Below are 14,556 nucleotides of genomic sequence, written 5' to 3'. Positions count from 1 at the left end.
CCCCGATGACCCCGGCCGCCTGGCTGCGCCGCCCCCGACCTCGCCCGAACGCCGCCCTGCGGCTGGTCTGCCTGCCGCACGCCGGCGGCTCGCCCGGCCTCTACCGCGAGTGGGCCGCGCTGTTCCCGCCCGAAGTGGAGCTGGTGCTGCCCTGCCCGCCCGGGCGCGAGGACCGGATGGACGACCCCGCTCCCGCCGATCTCCCGGCACTGGTGGGGGAGTTCGCGGCCGGGCTGGCGCCGCTGGTGGACCGGCCCTGGGCGGTCTTCGGGCACAGCATGGGCGCGACGGTGGGCCATGAGCTCGCCCTGGAGCTCGTACGCCGGGGCCACCGCCCGCCGGTGCACCTGTTCGTCTCGGCCCGGGAGGCGCCGCAGTACCACCACGGCGGGAGCACCCACCTCCTCGACGACGACTCGCTGTGCGCCGAACTCGTGGGCCTCGGCGGCACCGACGCCCAGCTGCTGGCCATGCCCGAGGTCCGCCGCCTCGTGCTCCCGGCGGTGCGCGGCGACTACCGGCTGATCGAGACGTATCGGGCGCGGCCGGCCGGTCCGTTGCCCTGCCCGGTGACGGCACTGGTCGGCGCGGACGACACCGAGCTGACCGCCGAGGAGGCCGACGGCTGGCGCCGATGGACCTCGGCCGCCTTCGAGTTGCTCACCTTCCCCGGCGGGCACTTCTACCTCTCGGCGCAGCCGGGGGCGGTGGTCGCCGCGGTCAGGCGCCGGCTCGTCGGCGCCGTCTAGAACCTGGAACGCGCCGCCCGTACCCGGCTGACCAGCCGGGTACGGGCGGCGCGTTCGTGTGGCGGGTCAGGCGGCCGGGGCGTCCAGGCCGTCCCGTTCGCGGACCAGCACCAGGGCGGCCACCGCGGCGAGCAGCCCGGCCACGCCCGCGACCAGGAAGATCGTCGACAGCGCGTCGGTGTAGGCGGTGTGGGCGAGGGCGAGCACCTGGTCGCGGGCGGTCGGCGGGACGGCGGCCGCCAGTTCGTCGAACTGGCCCGCGGCGACGAGGGCCCGCAGGTGGCCTCCGTCGCCGGACGGCACGCCGGCCCCGCTGAGCGCGGAGGAGGACATCGTCGCGCCGACCGTACCGCTGAGCACCACGCCGAAGGCCGCGACGCCGGTCGCGGTGCCGAGCGGGAAGAAGCTGTTGGCGGCGCCGGAGGCCGTTCCCGCGCGGGAGGCCGGCACGACGCCGACCGCCAGCGCCAGCAGGTGGGGGAGCGTCAGCCCGGCGCCCACGCCCAGCAGGACCAGGGTGGGCAGGACGGCCGTCCAGTCGTCCTCCGGCCCGATCCCCACGCCCAGCAGCATGCCGACGCCGACGACGGCCATCCCCAGCGCAAGGACCCGGGCGACCGGCATGACCTTGGTGAGCAGTCCGCTCAGTGGGGCCGCTATCACCAGCGCCACGGACTGGGCGAGCAGCACCAGCCCGATCCGGAACGGGCTGAGCCCGAGCATGCCGCCGAGCCACAGGGTGAGGAAGGGCAGCAGGCCGAAGCTGAAGATCCGGGCGGCGAAGCTGAGCAGCACGGCGCCGCTGAAGGTGGGGATCGCGAACAGCCGCAGGTCGAGCATGGCGTCCGGCCCCAGCCGCCACTGCACGGCCGTGAAGGCCGCGAACAGCGCCGTCCCCGCGATCAGCCCGGTCAGGACGTCCGGTGTCGACCAGCCCTGCTCGGACCCGGTCAGCAGCGCGTAGTTGAGCGCGAACAGGGCGAACACCGCCAGGACCGCCCCGGCGTAGTCGATCCGCTGGGGTGCGTCGTCGGCCACGCTCTCGGGGACGGTACGGGCCGCGCCGAGCAGGATCAACAGGCCGATCGGCAGGTTGACCGCGAACAGGAACGGCCAGCTGAGCCATTCGACGATCGAGCCGCCGACCAGCGGGCCCAGTGCGGCCGACACCGCGCCGCCGGCCGTGAACAGCCCGATGGCCGTCGCCCGTGAGCGGGCGGGGGCGCCCTCGTACGCTCCGGCGATCAGGGCGAGCGAGGTGCCGAGCACCATCGCGCCGCCGGCGCCCTGGACGGCGCGGGCCGCGATCAGGACGGCCGCGTTCGGCGCGAGTGCGCACCCGGCCGAGGCGGCGGTGAACAGGGCGACGCCGCCGAGGAAGATCCTGCGGCGGCCGATCCGGTCGGAGACCGAACCGGCGGTGAGCAGCAGGGCGGCGAAGGTCAGTGTGTAGGCGTTGACGATCCACTGGAGGCTGTCCAGTGAGGCGTCGAGGTCCTGGCCGATGCGGGGCAGGGCGACGTTGACCACGGTGATGTCCAGGGTCATCATCGCCGCCGCGAGGGAGGTGACCGCGGTCGTCCAGCGCCGGCCGCTGCGGACCTCGGGTGCGGCCTGCTCCTCGACCGGGTCGAGTTCCGTTGCACTCATGCTCGTCCTCTCTGCCTGTGTCATGACGAGTCGTCATATTCCGTTCCCCCGGCGGCCGCTGTGGACTTGAACTGGTGTTTGCGCGACGGGACTTGCCTGCCGGAGGGTCTTATTGCATATGATAACCACTACCAATAGGGATTTCGGCCGCAGGATCCGGGCCGGTCCACCGGTCGCGGCCGGCGCTCGCCACCCCGACCCCGCCGCCCTTCGGCGCGCGCACCCACATCCCGAGGAGGGGAACCCACTTGTCGCAGGATCACGGGATCGCAGCAGCCGACCTCGCGGGAGTCGTCGCGGAACTGCTCGACCTGCCCGCGGAACAGATCGGCGCGCAGGACAACCTGATCGCGCTCGGCCTGGACTCGCTGGCGATGATGCGGCTGGCCGGCCGGCTCCGGCGGACCGGCCTGGAGATCGGCTTCGCCGAGCTCGCCGCGCAGCCGACCCTGGCGGCCTGGCACGAACTGCTCAGCAGCGAGCCGCTCGGTGGCGAACCACTCAGCGGCGAAATGGTCAGTGGCGAACCGCTCAGCGGCCGACCTCTCACAGGCCGGCCGCGCACCGGAGCCGGGGAGGGTGTCCGGCCCGGACTCCAGGACGTCGACGAGTCCCAGCCCTTCGAACTCGCGCTGATGCAGCACGCCTACTGGGTCGGACGCCAGCAGGACCAGGAACTCGGCGGCGTGGCCGCGCACTTCTACAACGAGTTCGACGGCGAAGGGGTCGACCCGGTCCGGCTGGAGGCCGCCGTCCGGGCGGTGCTCGCCCGGCACGGGATGCTGCGGGCGCACATCCTGGACGACGGCCGCCAGCGGATCCCCGAGCACAGCAGCTGGCCCGGCCTGCGGGTCCACGACCTGCGCGGCGCCGGCGCCGCCGAGGCCGAGGCAAGGCTCGCCGACCTCCGACGGGAGCTGTCCCACCGCAGCCTCGACATCGCCGCCGGCGAGGTCTTCGACGTCCAGCTGTCCCAGCTGCCGGACGCGATCAGGCCCGGCGGCACCCGCCTGCACCTCAACCTCGACATGGTCGCGGCCGACGCGCTCAGCCTGCGCATCCTGCTCGCCGACCTCGCCCGCAGCTACGCCGCCCCCGACACGCCGCTGCCCGCGCTCGGCTACAGCTACCCGCGCTACCTGGCCGAGCGCCGGGCCGCCCGCGCCACCCCGGCCCGGGCGGCGGCCCTCGAGGCCGACCGCGACCACTGGCGCCGGCACCTGCCCGAGCTGCCCGGCGCCCCCGGACTGCCCCTCGGCGAACCGTCGCAGACCCCCACCGTGGTGCGCCGGCACCGCCGGCTGGACGCCGCGTCGATGCGCCGCCTCGGCGAACTGGCGCGCGGGCACGGCCTGACGCCCGCACTGGCGCTCGCCGCCGTGTTCGCCGAGACGCTGACCGCCTTCAGCGCCGAACCGCGCTTCACGCTCAACCTCCCGCTCTTCGACCGCGAGCCGCTGCATGCCGAAGTCGGCGACCTGGTCGGCGACTTCACCTCCTCCGTGCTGCTGGCCTGGGACGGTGCCGCGCCCGGCACCTTCGCCGAGCGCGCCGCCCGCCTCCAGGCGCGCTTCCACGCCGACGCCGCGCACGCCGGGCACTCCGGGGTCGAGGTGTTGCGCGACGCCTCCCGCCTGCACGGGCAGCGGATCCTCGCCCCCGTCGTCCACACCAGTGCCCTCGGGCTGGGGGAGCTGTTCCCGGCCGAGGTCCGGGAGTCCTTCGGAGAGGCCGTCTGGATCATCTCGCAGGGGCCGCAGGTGTGGCTGGACGCCCAGGTCACCGAGCTGGACGGCGGGCTGCTGGTCAACTGGGACGCCCGCGAGGACGCCTTCCTCCCCGGCGTGCTGGACGCCATGTTCGCCGCCTACGGCACGCTGCTCGACCGGCTGCTCACCGACCCCGACGCCTGGGCGCGGCCCGTCCCCGCGCTGCTGCCCGCCGCCCAGCTCGCCGCACGGGAACGCGCCAACGCCACCACCGGCCCGACCTCGGGCGCCCGGCTGCACGACGGGTTCTTCGCCCGCGCCGCCGCCGACCCCGGGGCGACCGCCCTGTGCTGGGGCGTCGACGGCACCCTCGGCTACGGCGAGCTCGCCCGCCGCTCCCTCGCCCTGGCCGCCCACCTGCGGGCCCGGGGCGTCACGGCCGGCGACCTGGTCGCCGTGACCCTGCCGAAGGGCCCGGACCAGGTCACCGCCGTGCTCGGCGTGCTGGCCGCGGGCGCCGCCTACCTGCCGATCGGCGTCGACCAGCCCGAGCTGCGGCGCGAACGCATCCACCGCACCGCCGGGATCCGGCTGGTCCTCGACAGCGTCGACGTACCGCCGGACACCGTGCCGCTGGCCGCTCCCGTCCCGGGCGGCGACGCCAACCTCGCCTACGTGATCTACACCTCCGGCTCCACCGGCGAGCCCAAGGGCGTCGAGCTCACCCACGCCGCCGCGATGAACACCGTCGACGACCTCAACGAGCGCTTCGCCGTCGGGCCCGGGGACCGCACCCTGGCGCTCTCCGCCCTCGACTTCGACCTCTCCGTCTACGACGTCTTCGGCCCGCTCTCGGCGGGCGGCGCCGTCGTGTGCGTCGAGGAGGGCGAGCGGCGCGACGCCCACGCCTGGGCCGAACTGACCCGCCGCCACCGCGCCACCGTCGTCAACTGCGTGCCCGCGCTGCTCGACATGCTGGTCACGGCGGCACCGTCGGGTCTGCCGCTGCGCCTCGCCCTGGTCGGCGGCGACCGGGTGCCGCTGGACCTGCCGCGCCGCTTCACCGCCGCGACCACCGCCGCGACCACCGCTGGGCGGTTCGTCGCCCTCGGCGGCACCACCGAGACCGCCGTCCACTCCACCGTGTGCGAGGTGGCCGCCCCGGTGCCCCCGGGCTGGACGTCCGTCCCGTACGGCCTGCCGCTGCGCAATGTCGTCTGCCGGGTGGTCGACCCGCTCGGGCGCGACTGTCCGGACCACGTGCCCGGGGAGCTGTGGATCGGCGGCGCCGGCGTCGCCCGCGGCTACCGCAACGACCCGGACCGCACCCGCGAGCGCTTCCCGGAGCTCGACGGCCGGCGCTGGTACCGCACCGGCGACCGGGCCCGCTACCTGCCCGACGCGACCCTGGAGTTCCTCGGCCGGGCCGACCACCAGGTGAAGGTGCGCGGCCACCGGATCGAACTCGGCGAGATCGAGGCCGCGTTGACCGCCTTCCCCGGCATCGGCCAGGGCGTCGCCGTGGTCTGCGAGGACGGCCGGCTGGCCGCCGCGGTCACCGCGCCGACGGCCGACCAGGTGCCCGACTGGAGCGCGCTCGCCGCCGTCTCCGCCGGCGGACCGCCCGCCCGCCCGGGCGGGGAGCCCGACCCCGCCGCGCTGAGCGCCCAGCTGAGCGCCCACCTGAGCGAGCGCCTGCCCGCCGCGATGGTCCCCGAGCGGATCGTGCTGCTGCCCGCCCTGCCGCTCACCGCGAACGGCAAGGTCGACCGGGCCGCGCTGCGCCGCGACCTGGTCGCCGACCCAGCCGCCGCCCCGGTCACCCCGCCCGCCGGGGAGACCGAGCGCCGGGCCGCCGCGGCCTGGTCGCAGGTGCTGGGCGTGCCCGACGTCGGCCGGGAGCACGACTTCTTCGCGCTCGGCGGCGACTCGCTGCTCGCGACCCGCCTGGTGGCGCGGCTGCGCGCGGACGGCTTCGCCGACGTCAAGCTCGCCCAGCTGTTCGCCCGGCCCGTGCTGGCCGACTTCGCCGCCGCCCTGCGGCGCGACGAGGGCGCCCCCGCCCGCCCGCCGCTCGCGGCCGATCCGGCGCACCGGTCGGAGCCCTTCCCGCTCACCGACGTCCAGCGCGCCTACTGGCTGGGCCGGGGCGAGGAGTTCACCCTCGGCGGCACGGGCTGCCACTTCTACCGGGAGTACGACGTACCGGGGCTCGACCTGGCCCGTCTGGAGGACGCCGTCGACCGGCTCGTCCGGCGCCACGAGATGCTGCGCGCCGTGGTCGACGGGCGCGGCGAGCAGCGGATCCTGCCCGAGGTTCCGCGCTACCGCATCGCCGTCACCGAGGCCGGGCCCGACCCGGAGGCCGCCTTCCGGGAACTGCGCGACACCGCCTCGCACCAGGTGTTCGACCCGGCGGCCTGGCCGCTGTTCGCGATCCGCGCCGTCCGCGCGGGCGACCGCGTCCGCCTCGCCGTCGGCATCGACAACATCGTGCTCGACGCCCTGAGCATCCTCACCTTCTACACCGAACTCGGCGCCCTCTACGCCGACCCGGAGGTCGAACTGCCGCCGGTCGGCGTCTCGTTCCGCGACTACGTGCTCGCCGCCGCACCCGAGCCGGCCGCCCTCGCCGCCGCCCGGGAGTACTGGGACCGGCAGCTGCCCGTCCTGCCGCCCGCCCCCCAGCTCCCGCTGGCCGTCGACCCCTCCGAGGTGGGCCGGCCGCGCTTCACCCGCCGGGAGGCGCAGATCGGCGCGGCCCACTGGCGCCCGGTCGCCGAGCGCGCCCGCGCCCACGGCCTCACCCCGTCGGCCGTGCTGCTCACCGCCTTCGCCGAGGTGCTCGGCCGGTGGAGCGCCCGCCCCGACCTCACGCTCAACCTGACCCTCTTCGACCGTCAGGACGTGCACCCCGACATCCCCCACGTGCTGGGCGACTTCACCTCCCTGCTGCTGGTCGCCGCCCGCCCGCAGCCCGGCGACAGCTGGCTGGCGCGGGCCCGGCGGGTCCAGCAGGAGCTGTGGGGCGCGCTCGACCACCGCGCGGTGTCGGCCGTCCAGGTGCTGCGCGACCTCGCCCGGCACACCGGCGAACCGGAGACCACCATGCCCGTGGTGTTCACCAGCGCCCTCGGCGTCGGCGCAGGGAGCGGCCCCGGGATCTTCCGCGACCACGTCTGGGGCGTGTCCCAGACCCCGCAGGTGTGGCTCGACCACCAGGTCACCGACGCCCCGGACGGCGGCGTGCGGCTCAACTGGGACGCCGTCGAGGAGCTCTTCCCGGACGGCCTGCTGGACGCGATGTTCGCCGCCCAGCTGCGGCTGGTCGACTGGCTCGGCTGGGGCGACTGGGACGCGCCCGCCCCCGACCTGCTGCCCGACACCCAGCGCGCCGTCCGGGCCCGGGTCAACGCCACCGGCACCGGCGCCCCGGACCGGCGCCTCCACGACGGCTTCTTCGAACGGGCCCGGCAGGAGCCCGACCGCATCGCCCTGCGCTGGGGCGAGGACCAGTGGCTGAGCTACCGCGACCTCGCCGACCGCGCCCTCCGGCTGGCGGCGACGCTCGCCGCGCAGGGCGTCGGCCCCGGCGAGCCGGTCGCGGTGACCCTCCCCAAGGGCCCCGACCAGATCGCCGCCGTCCTCGGCGTGCTCGCCGCCGGGGCGGCCTACCTGCCCATCGGCGCCGACCAGCCCGCGGCCCGGCGCGAGCGCATCCACCGGCTGGCGGGCGTGCGCCTGGTCGTCACCGACCGGGCCGGGAAGGCCGCCTCGACCTGGTCGGAGGCCGTCCGGCCGGTCGTGGTCGAAGAGTTGACGGCGGCGGCCGCGCCCGGCCCCGTCGACAGCGGGCCCGACGAGCTCGCGTACGTGATCTTCACCTCCGGCTCGACCGGCGAACCCAAGGGCGTCGAGATCACCCACCGCGCGGCGGCGAACACCGTCGCCGACATCGACGAGCGCTACCGGATCGGCGCGGACGACCGCGTCCTGGCCGTCTCCGCCCTCGACTTCGACCTCTCTGTCTTCGACGTCTTCGGCCCGCTCTCGGTCGGCGGCTCGGTCGTCCTGGTCGAGGAGGAGGCCCGGCGCGACGCCCGCCGCTGGCTGGAACTGGTCCGGCGGCACGGGGTGACGGTCTGGAACACCGTCCCCGCCCTGCTCGACATGCTGCTCGTGGTCGCCGAGGGCGACCGGCCCCCGGCCTCGCTGCGGCTGGCCCTGCTCTCCGGCGACTGGGTCGGACTCGACCTGCCCGGGCGCCTTGCGGCGCTGTGTCCCGACTGTCGGTTCGTCGCCCTCGGCGGCGCGACCGAGGCCGCGATCTGGTCCAACGCCTTCGAGGTCGCCACCGTCGACCCGGGCTGGCGCTCGATCCCGTACGGCCACCCGCTGCGCAACCAGCGCTACCGCGTCGTCGACCCGCTGGGCCGCGACTGCCCCGACTGGACCGCCGGCGAGCTGTGGATCGGCGGCGCGGGCGTGGCGCGGGGCTACCGCGCGGCCCCCGAACTGACCGGGCGCCGGTTCGTCGAGACGGCCGGTGAACGCTGGTACCGGACCGGCGACCTCGGCCGCCACTGGCCGGACGGCACCCTGGAGTTCCTCGGCCGGGCCGACCAGCAGGTCAAGATCCGCGGCCACCGGATCGAGCTGGGCGAGGTCGAAGCCGCCCTGCGCGAGTACCCCGGCGTCGGCCACGGCCTCGCCGCGGTCGCGGGGGAGGGGGCGGGCCGCCGCCTGGTCGCCGCCGTCGTACCGGCCGCGCCGGCCGGCCCGGCGGGCCCCGTCGACGGCACCGAGCCGGACGCCGGGCTGCTCGCCGCCCGCGCCGGAGCCGCCCAGCGCGAGGCCGAGGCCGCGCAGGCGTTCCTCGTCGAACTGCTGCGCCTGGACGAGTCCACGGCCGCGAGCTTCGGCGAACTCGCCGCCCGACTGGACACGGCGAACGAACACCTGCCCGCCCTGCGGCTGTGGCTGGCCTGGCTGGTCGAGCAGAAGGTCCTGGTGGAGGAGGCGGAACGCTACGAGGCCGGGCCCGGCCTGCCCGAGGCCGCGGCCCGCCCCGCGCCCGCAGCCGATGGCGCGGACGGCGGGGTCGGGGCGGACGGCGGGGACGGCGCGGACGGGTACGGCCGGCTGGTCGCCCGGGCCCACGCCCGGCTGCTGGAACGGCTGGACGACTACCGGCGGATCCTGGCCGGCCGGCTCGACCCCGCCGTGCTGCTCGACGACGAGGTGCTCTCCCCGGTGCGCCTCGCCGACGCCGACCCCGGCACCGCCGCCGCCCTCACCGCGATCGCCGAGGACCTCACCGCCCTGGCCGAGCGGCTCGGACGGCCCGTCGAGATCGCCGAACTCGACGGCGGGGGCGGCCGGTTCGCGGCCCGGCTGCTCCACCTCCTCGATCCCGGCCTGGTCCGCTACACGCTGCTCGACGCCGCCCCCGCGCTGCTCGACCTCGCCGGCCGCCGGCTGGACGCCCTGCCGCACCCCACCGAATGCCACCCCTTCCCCGGCAGCCGGATCCCCGAGGCGCTCAGGCACCGGTTCGACGTCGTGCTGGCCGACAACGTCCTGCACCGCCACCCCGACCCGGCCCGGGGCCCCGCCCTGGCGGCCCTGCTGCTCCGGCCCGGCGGCGCCCTGACCGCCGTCGAGCGCACCGAGCTGACACCGGTCGCGCTGCTCACCGCCGCACTGCTGGACCGCGGCTACACCGGCTTCGACCGGGAGCGCCGGCTGGCCGGCAGCCCGATGCTGACGGGCGGGCGCTGGGCCGAACTCCTCGCCCGGGCGGGACTGCGCGACCCCGGCCACCGGCCGGTCGGCGACACCTTCACCCAACTGCTCCGGGCCCGCCGCCCGGAGGACGCCGCCGACCTCGACCTGGCCGCGCTGCGCACCCACCTGACCGCCTGGCTGCCCGCCCACATGGTGCCCGAGCAGATCGAGGTGCTGCCCTGGCTCCCGCTCGGCGCCAACGGCAAGGTCGACCGCAAGGCCCTGGTCAGCCTCGCCGCCGCGACCGACCCGGAGGACCCGGACGAGGAGCCGCAGGGCGAACTGGAGGCGGAAGTCGCCCTGATCTGGGCCGAGTTGCTCGGGCGTACCGGCATCGGCCGCAAACGCAGCTTCTTCGCGATGGGCGGCGACAGCCTGCTGGCCACCCGCTTCATCGAGCGCGTCAAGCAGCGCTACGGCGTGGAACTGCCGCTGCGCCGGATCTTCTCCGGGCCGAGCCTCGAACGCGTCACCGCGGCGCTCGCCGAGGAACGCGCGGCACTGGACGCCATGGAGGAGGGCACGCTGTGATCGGCGTCATCGGAGGATACGGCGCGGTCGGCACCCAGGCGGCCCGCCTGCTGGCCGGGTGGGGCGCGGGCCCGCTGCGGCTCGGCGGCCGGAGCCCGCAGCGCTCGCAGGCCGCCGCGGCCGCCCTGACCGGAGCGGTGCAAGCGGCCGGGGTGGAAACGGCCGCGGTGGAAGCGGCCGCGGTGGAAGCGGCCGCAGTCGAAGCGGTCGCGGTCGACGTCGAGGACGACGCCTCGCTGGCGGCGTTCGTGCGCGGCTGCGAGGTGGTCGTCAACTGCGCCGGACCGTCCCACCGCAGCGCCGCCCGGATCGCCCGCGCGGCCCTCGCGGCGGGCGCCCACCACGTGGACGCGGGCGGTGACCCCGCACCCCTGCCCACCCAGGGCCGCTGCGCGGTCTTCGCCGCGGGCGCGCTCCCCGGCCTGTCCGGGCTGCTCCCGCGCTGGCTCGCCGCACGCGAGTTCGCCACCGTGCACGAGCTGACCTGCTACGCCGGGGTGCTCGACCGGTTCACCGCCACCGGCGCCGAGGACTACCTGCACGGCGTCCTCGGCGGCGCCAACGAACCGCTCGCCGCCTGGCGCGGCGGCGCCCGCCGCCCCGGCGCGCTCACCCGCCGCTCCGCCGTCACCCTGCCGTTCTTCCCCCGGCCGGTCGACGCCCTGCCCTACCTCGACGCCGAGGGTGTGCGGCTGGCCCGCGACCTCGCCCTGAGCGACGGCAGCTGGTACAGCGTGCTCGACGGCGGGCACCTGGCGGGCGCCCTCGACGCCGCCCGCACCCAGGCCCCGGCGGACGCGGTCGCCGGACTGTGCCGGGCCACCGCCCTGGACCTCGCGGGCCGCACGCCGTACGTGACCCTCCTCGCCCAGCTCGTCGGCACGGCCCAGGGCCGGCCGGCCACCCGGACGGCGGTCCTGCGGGCCCCGGGCATCGCGGAACTCACCGGCGCCGTGACCGCGGCCGCCACCGCCGCCGTGCTGGGCGGTGAGGTCCCCGCCGGCGTGCACCGCGCCGCGGAGGTGCTCGACCCGTCGACCACCCTCGCGCGGATCAGCGCGGTGGCCGAGCCGACGGTCCACCAGGAAATGATCGAGCGGCTCGTCGCCGTCGAGGAGGGAGCCCTGTGAACGGGCAGCGCAGGCTGCGGGCAGTGGTGTGCGGGACGACGTTCGGGCAGTTCTACCTGGCCGCGCTCGCCGCCCGGCCCGAGGAGTTCGAGATCGTCGGGGTGCTGGCCCAGGGCAGCCCACGCTCGGCGGAGTGCGCCGAGCGGTACGGCGTGCCGCTGTTCACCGACCCCGACCGACTCCCCGACGACCTCGACCTCGCCTGCGTCGTGCTCCGCTCGGGCGTCCTCGGCGGCGCCGGGACGGACCTGGCGCTGCGGCTGCTGCGCCGGGGCGTCCACGTCATCCAGGAACAGCCCGTCCACCACGACGACCTGGCCGCGTGCCTGCGCGAGGCCCGCCGTGCGGGCGTCCACTACCGGGTGGGCGACCTGTACGTGCGGCTGCCGTCCGTACGGCGCTTCACCGCGGCGGCCCGCGCCCTGCTGGAGCGGCAGCCGGCCGCATACCTGGACGCGGCCTGCTCGGTCCAGGTCGCGTTCCCGCTGCTGCACATCCTCGGCGACGCGCTGGGCCCGGTGCGCCCCTGGGGGATCTCCGCCGCCGAGGGCACCGGCGGTCCGTTCGCGCTCCTGACCGGACGGATCGGCGGCGCCCCGCTCACCCTGCGGGTGCACAACCAGGTGGACCCCGGCGACCCCGACAACCACCTCCACCTGCTGCACCGGGTGACCATCGGAACGGCCGGCGGCAGCCTCACCCTCGGCGACACCCACGGCCCGCTCACCTGGACCCCGCGCCTGCACATCCCGGAGGCGGTCAAGCACCGGTTCGACTTCGAGGGCCCCGGCACCGGCCACCTCGGCGATCCCACCACGACCGTGCTCGGGCCGAGCGGGCCGAGCGGGCTGCCGAGCCTGCGGCGCACGCTGCGCGAGCTGTGGCCGGCCGCCATCGGCGACGACCTGCTGGCCCTGCGGGCCGCCGTGCTGGGCGGGCCGGGCGGTGAGCGCCCCGACCAGTACCTGCTGACGCTCTGCCGGATGTGGCAGGACGTCACCGCGCGGACGGGCTACCCCGAGCTGCGCCCGGGGCAGGTGCACCGGCCGCTGCCCGTCGCCGACCTGGTCGCCGCCGTGGCAGCCGTGCCAACCGCGCCAACCGTGCCAACCGTGGAAACCGTGGCAACCGGGGCACTTGTGGCCGGCGTCGGCAGCGGCACTGAACCGAGCGGGCGGCCCGCCCAGGGCCCGCTCACCCTGCAGGGCGTCGTCGCCGAGGCGGCGGCGAGCGCCGAGCCGCAGGTACGGGGGATCACCGCCGTCCAGAGCGCGGCCTTCGTCGAACGCCTCGACGACGCCGTCCTGTCCTCGATGCTCCTCGCGGTGCTGCCCGGCCGCGCCACGCCCGGCCGCCTGTCCGAGCTCCTCGGCCGGGTGGCACCCGCGCACCACCGGCTGATCCGGCGGTGGATCGACCTGCTGGCCGAGCGCGGCCTGCTCGAACGCGACGGCGACCAGCTGCGCGCCACCCGGCCGGTCGGCCCGGCCGAGGTCGGCCGCGCCTGGGACCGCGCCGCCGAGGCCTGGACCGGCGGGCTGGGATCGGCCGCGTTCATCGACTACCTGCGCCTCAACGCGGAGTGCCTGCCCGAGCTGATGGCCGGCGAGCAGCGGGCCGCCCTGCTGCTCTTCCCCGAGGGCCGGACCGAACGCGCCGACGCCGTCTACCGGGACACCGTGACCGCCCGCTACCTGAACACCGCGGTCGCCGCCGCCGTACGGGCCGTCGCGGCCGCGCACCCGGGCCCCGGCCCGCTGCGCGTCGTCGAGGTCGGCGCCGGAACCGGTGCGACGACCGAAGCCGTCGTCGGCGCGCTCGACGGGGCGGGCCTGCGGGCGGACTACCTCTTCACGGACGTGTCGCAGTTCTTCCTCGGCCCGGCCCGCGAGCGCTTCGGCCGGCACCCGGGGCTGCGCTTCGGCCTGCTCGACGTCGACCGCGCACCGCAGGAGCAGGGGCACCGGCCCGGCTCCGCCGACGTGGTCGTCGCGGCCGGCGTGCTGAACAACGCCCGGGACACCGGGGCGACCCTGCGCGGGCTGGTCGGGCTGCTCGCACCGGGCGGGTGGCTGCTGGTCACCGAACCGACCCGCGAGCACCCGGAGATCCTCGCCTCGCAGGCGTTCATGATGACCGCGCCCGAGGACGCCCGCGCCGCCTCGGGCCGGGCCTTCCTCACCCGCGGCCAGTGGCTGGAGGCCCTGAGCGGAGCCGGTCTCGACGAAGTGCTCACCCTGCCGGGCGAGGACCACGCCCTGGCTCCGCTGGGCCAGCGCCTGTTCGCCGCGAGGAGCCCGCGATGCTGAGGGCGAGTCACATCCTCTGCAAGGTCGACGACGTGCGGACCGTCGTCGCGGACTACACCGCGCTCGGCTTCACCGTGGAGTACGGCAGCGACCCCGCCCGGGCGCACAACGCACTGCTCTGGTTCGACGCCGGCCCGTTCATCGAGTTCTTCCAACTGCCCCCGGCAGCCGCCGCGTTGCGCTGGCCGCTGAGCGCCGTGTACGGCCGTGCCGCCGGGCGTCGGCTGGCCCGCTGGGCCCGTCCGGGCGAGGGCTGGCGCGACCTCGCCCTGGAGACGGACGAGCGGGACCTCACCGGCGTCCGGACGGCACTGCGCTCCGCCCGGCTGCCCGTCTCCCGGGTCATGAGGGGCAGGCGCACCCGCCCGGACGGCGCCGTGGTCCGCTATCAGTTCCTCGCCCCCCGCCCGGCCGGGCTGCCGTTCGTCGTGTCGGCCTACGACCCGCCGCAGCGCCCGGCCCGGACCGCCCACCCCAACGGCGCGCGGGGCGTGGCCCGGGTGCGCCTGGGCGTGGCGGCGGCCGACCGGCCCCGCTACGACGCGCTGATCGGCGCGGACCCCTGGCTGGCCGTCGAGCCCGCCCCGAGGACCGGCGTCATCGCGGTCGAACTCGCCGGACTGGAGCGCGAGTTGGACCAGGGCAAGCTGCACGGCGCGATCCTCACCAGCACCGCCGGAAAGGTCTAGAC

At 76.4% G+C, this 14,556-nt stretch carries 6 protein-coding genes; 5 read left to right on the top strand and 1 reads right to left on the bottom strand.

Going from position 1 to position 14,556, the window contains the following annotated elements:
- The first annotated feature begins 5 nt into the window (after positions 1-5).
- The gene (locus tag ACIQWA_RS00285) at positions 6-749 is read left to right on the top strand and encodes a thioesterase II family protein (RefSeq protein ID WP_402476175.1); all 744 of its coding nucleotides are present in this window, start codon (positions 6-8) and stop codon (positions 747-749) included.
- Positions 750-815: 66 nt separating this feature from the next.
- Here the strand turns inward: ACIQWA_RS00285 and ACIQWA_RS00280 are convergent, their stop codons facing one another.
- Positions 816-2,399, bottom strand: a complete 1,584-nt coding sequence (locus tag ACIQWA_RS00280) for an MFS transporter (protein ID WP_402476172.1) — start codon at positions 2,397-2,399, stop codon at positions 816-818.
- 248 nt (positions 2,400-2,647) lie between these two features.
- Here ACIQWA_RS00280 and ACIQWA_RS00275 point away from each other — a divergent pair, with 248 nt between their 5' ends.
- The 4 genes from ACIQWA_RS00275 to ACIQWA_RS00260 are packed head-to-tail and all read left to right on the top strand — an operon-like array spanning position 2,648 to position 14,554.
- Complete coding sequence (locus tag ACIQWA_RS00275) at positions 2,648-10,426, top strand: amino acid adenylation domain-containing protein (RefSeq protein WP_402476170.1); 7,779 nt, start codon at positions 2,648-2,650, stop codon at positions 10,424-10,426.
- The gene (locus ACIQWA_RS00270; RefSeq protein ID WP_402476168.1) at positions 10,423-11,556 is read left to right on the top strand and encodes a saccharopine dehydrogenase NADP-binding domain-containing protein; all 1,134 of its coding nucleotides are present in this window, start codon (positions 10,423-10,425) and stop codon (positions 11,554-11,556) included. The genes ACIQWA_RS00275 and ACIQWA_RS00270 overlap by 4 nt, the downstream gene beginning before the upstream one ends.
- Entirely contained in the window at positions 11,553-13,865 is a 2,313-nt protein-coding gene (locus tag ACIQWA_RS00265; RefSeq protein WP_402476166.1) for a Gfo/Idh/MocA family oxidoreductase, read from the top strand. The genes ACIQWA_RS00270 and ACIQWA_RS00265 overlap by 4 nt, the downstream gene beginning before the upstream one ends.
- A complete protein-coding gene (locus ACIQWA_RS00260) occupies positions 13,859-14,554 on the top strand; it encodes a VOC family protein (protein ID WP_402476165.1) in 696 nt (231 codons plus the stop codon). The genes ACIQWA_RS00265 and ACIQWA_RS00260 overlap by 7 nt, the downstream gene beginning before the upstream one ends.
- Positions 14,555-14,556 lie beyond the last annotated feature (2 nt).

Source organism: Kitasatospora sp. NPDC098652 (assembly GCF_044760155.1).
Classification (GTDB): Bacteria; Actinomycetota; Actinomycetes; order Streptomycetales; family Streptomycetaceae; genus Kitasatospora.
This window is presented reverse-complemented; position numbering and strand designations above follow the sequence as displayed.

What these genes read in the sequence shown, in the direction of transcription:
- ACIQWA_RS00285 (WP_402476175.1), top strand. Translation starts at nt 6, where the DNA reads ATGACCCCGGCCGCCTGGCTGCGCCGCCCCCGACCTCGCCCGAACGCC.
- ACIQWA_RS00280 (WP_402476172.1), bottom strand. Translation starts at nt 2,399, where the DNA reads ATGAGTGCAACGGAACTCGACCCGGTCGAGGAGCAGGCCGCACCCGAG.
- ACIQWA_RS00260 (WP_402476165.1), top strand. Translation starts at nt 13,859, where the DNA reads ATGCTGAGGGCGAGTCACATCCTCTGCAAGGTCGACGACGTGCGGACC.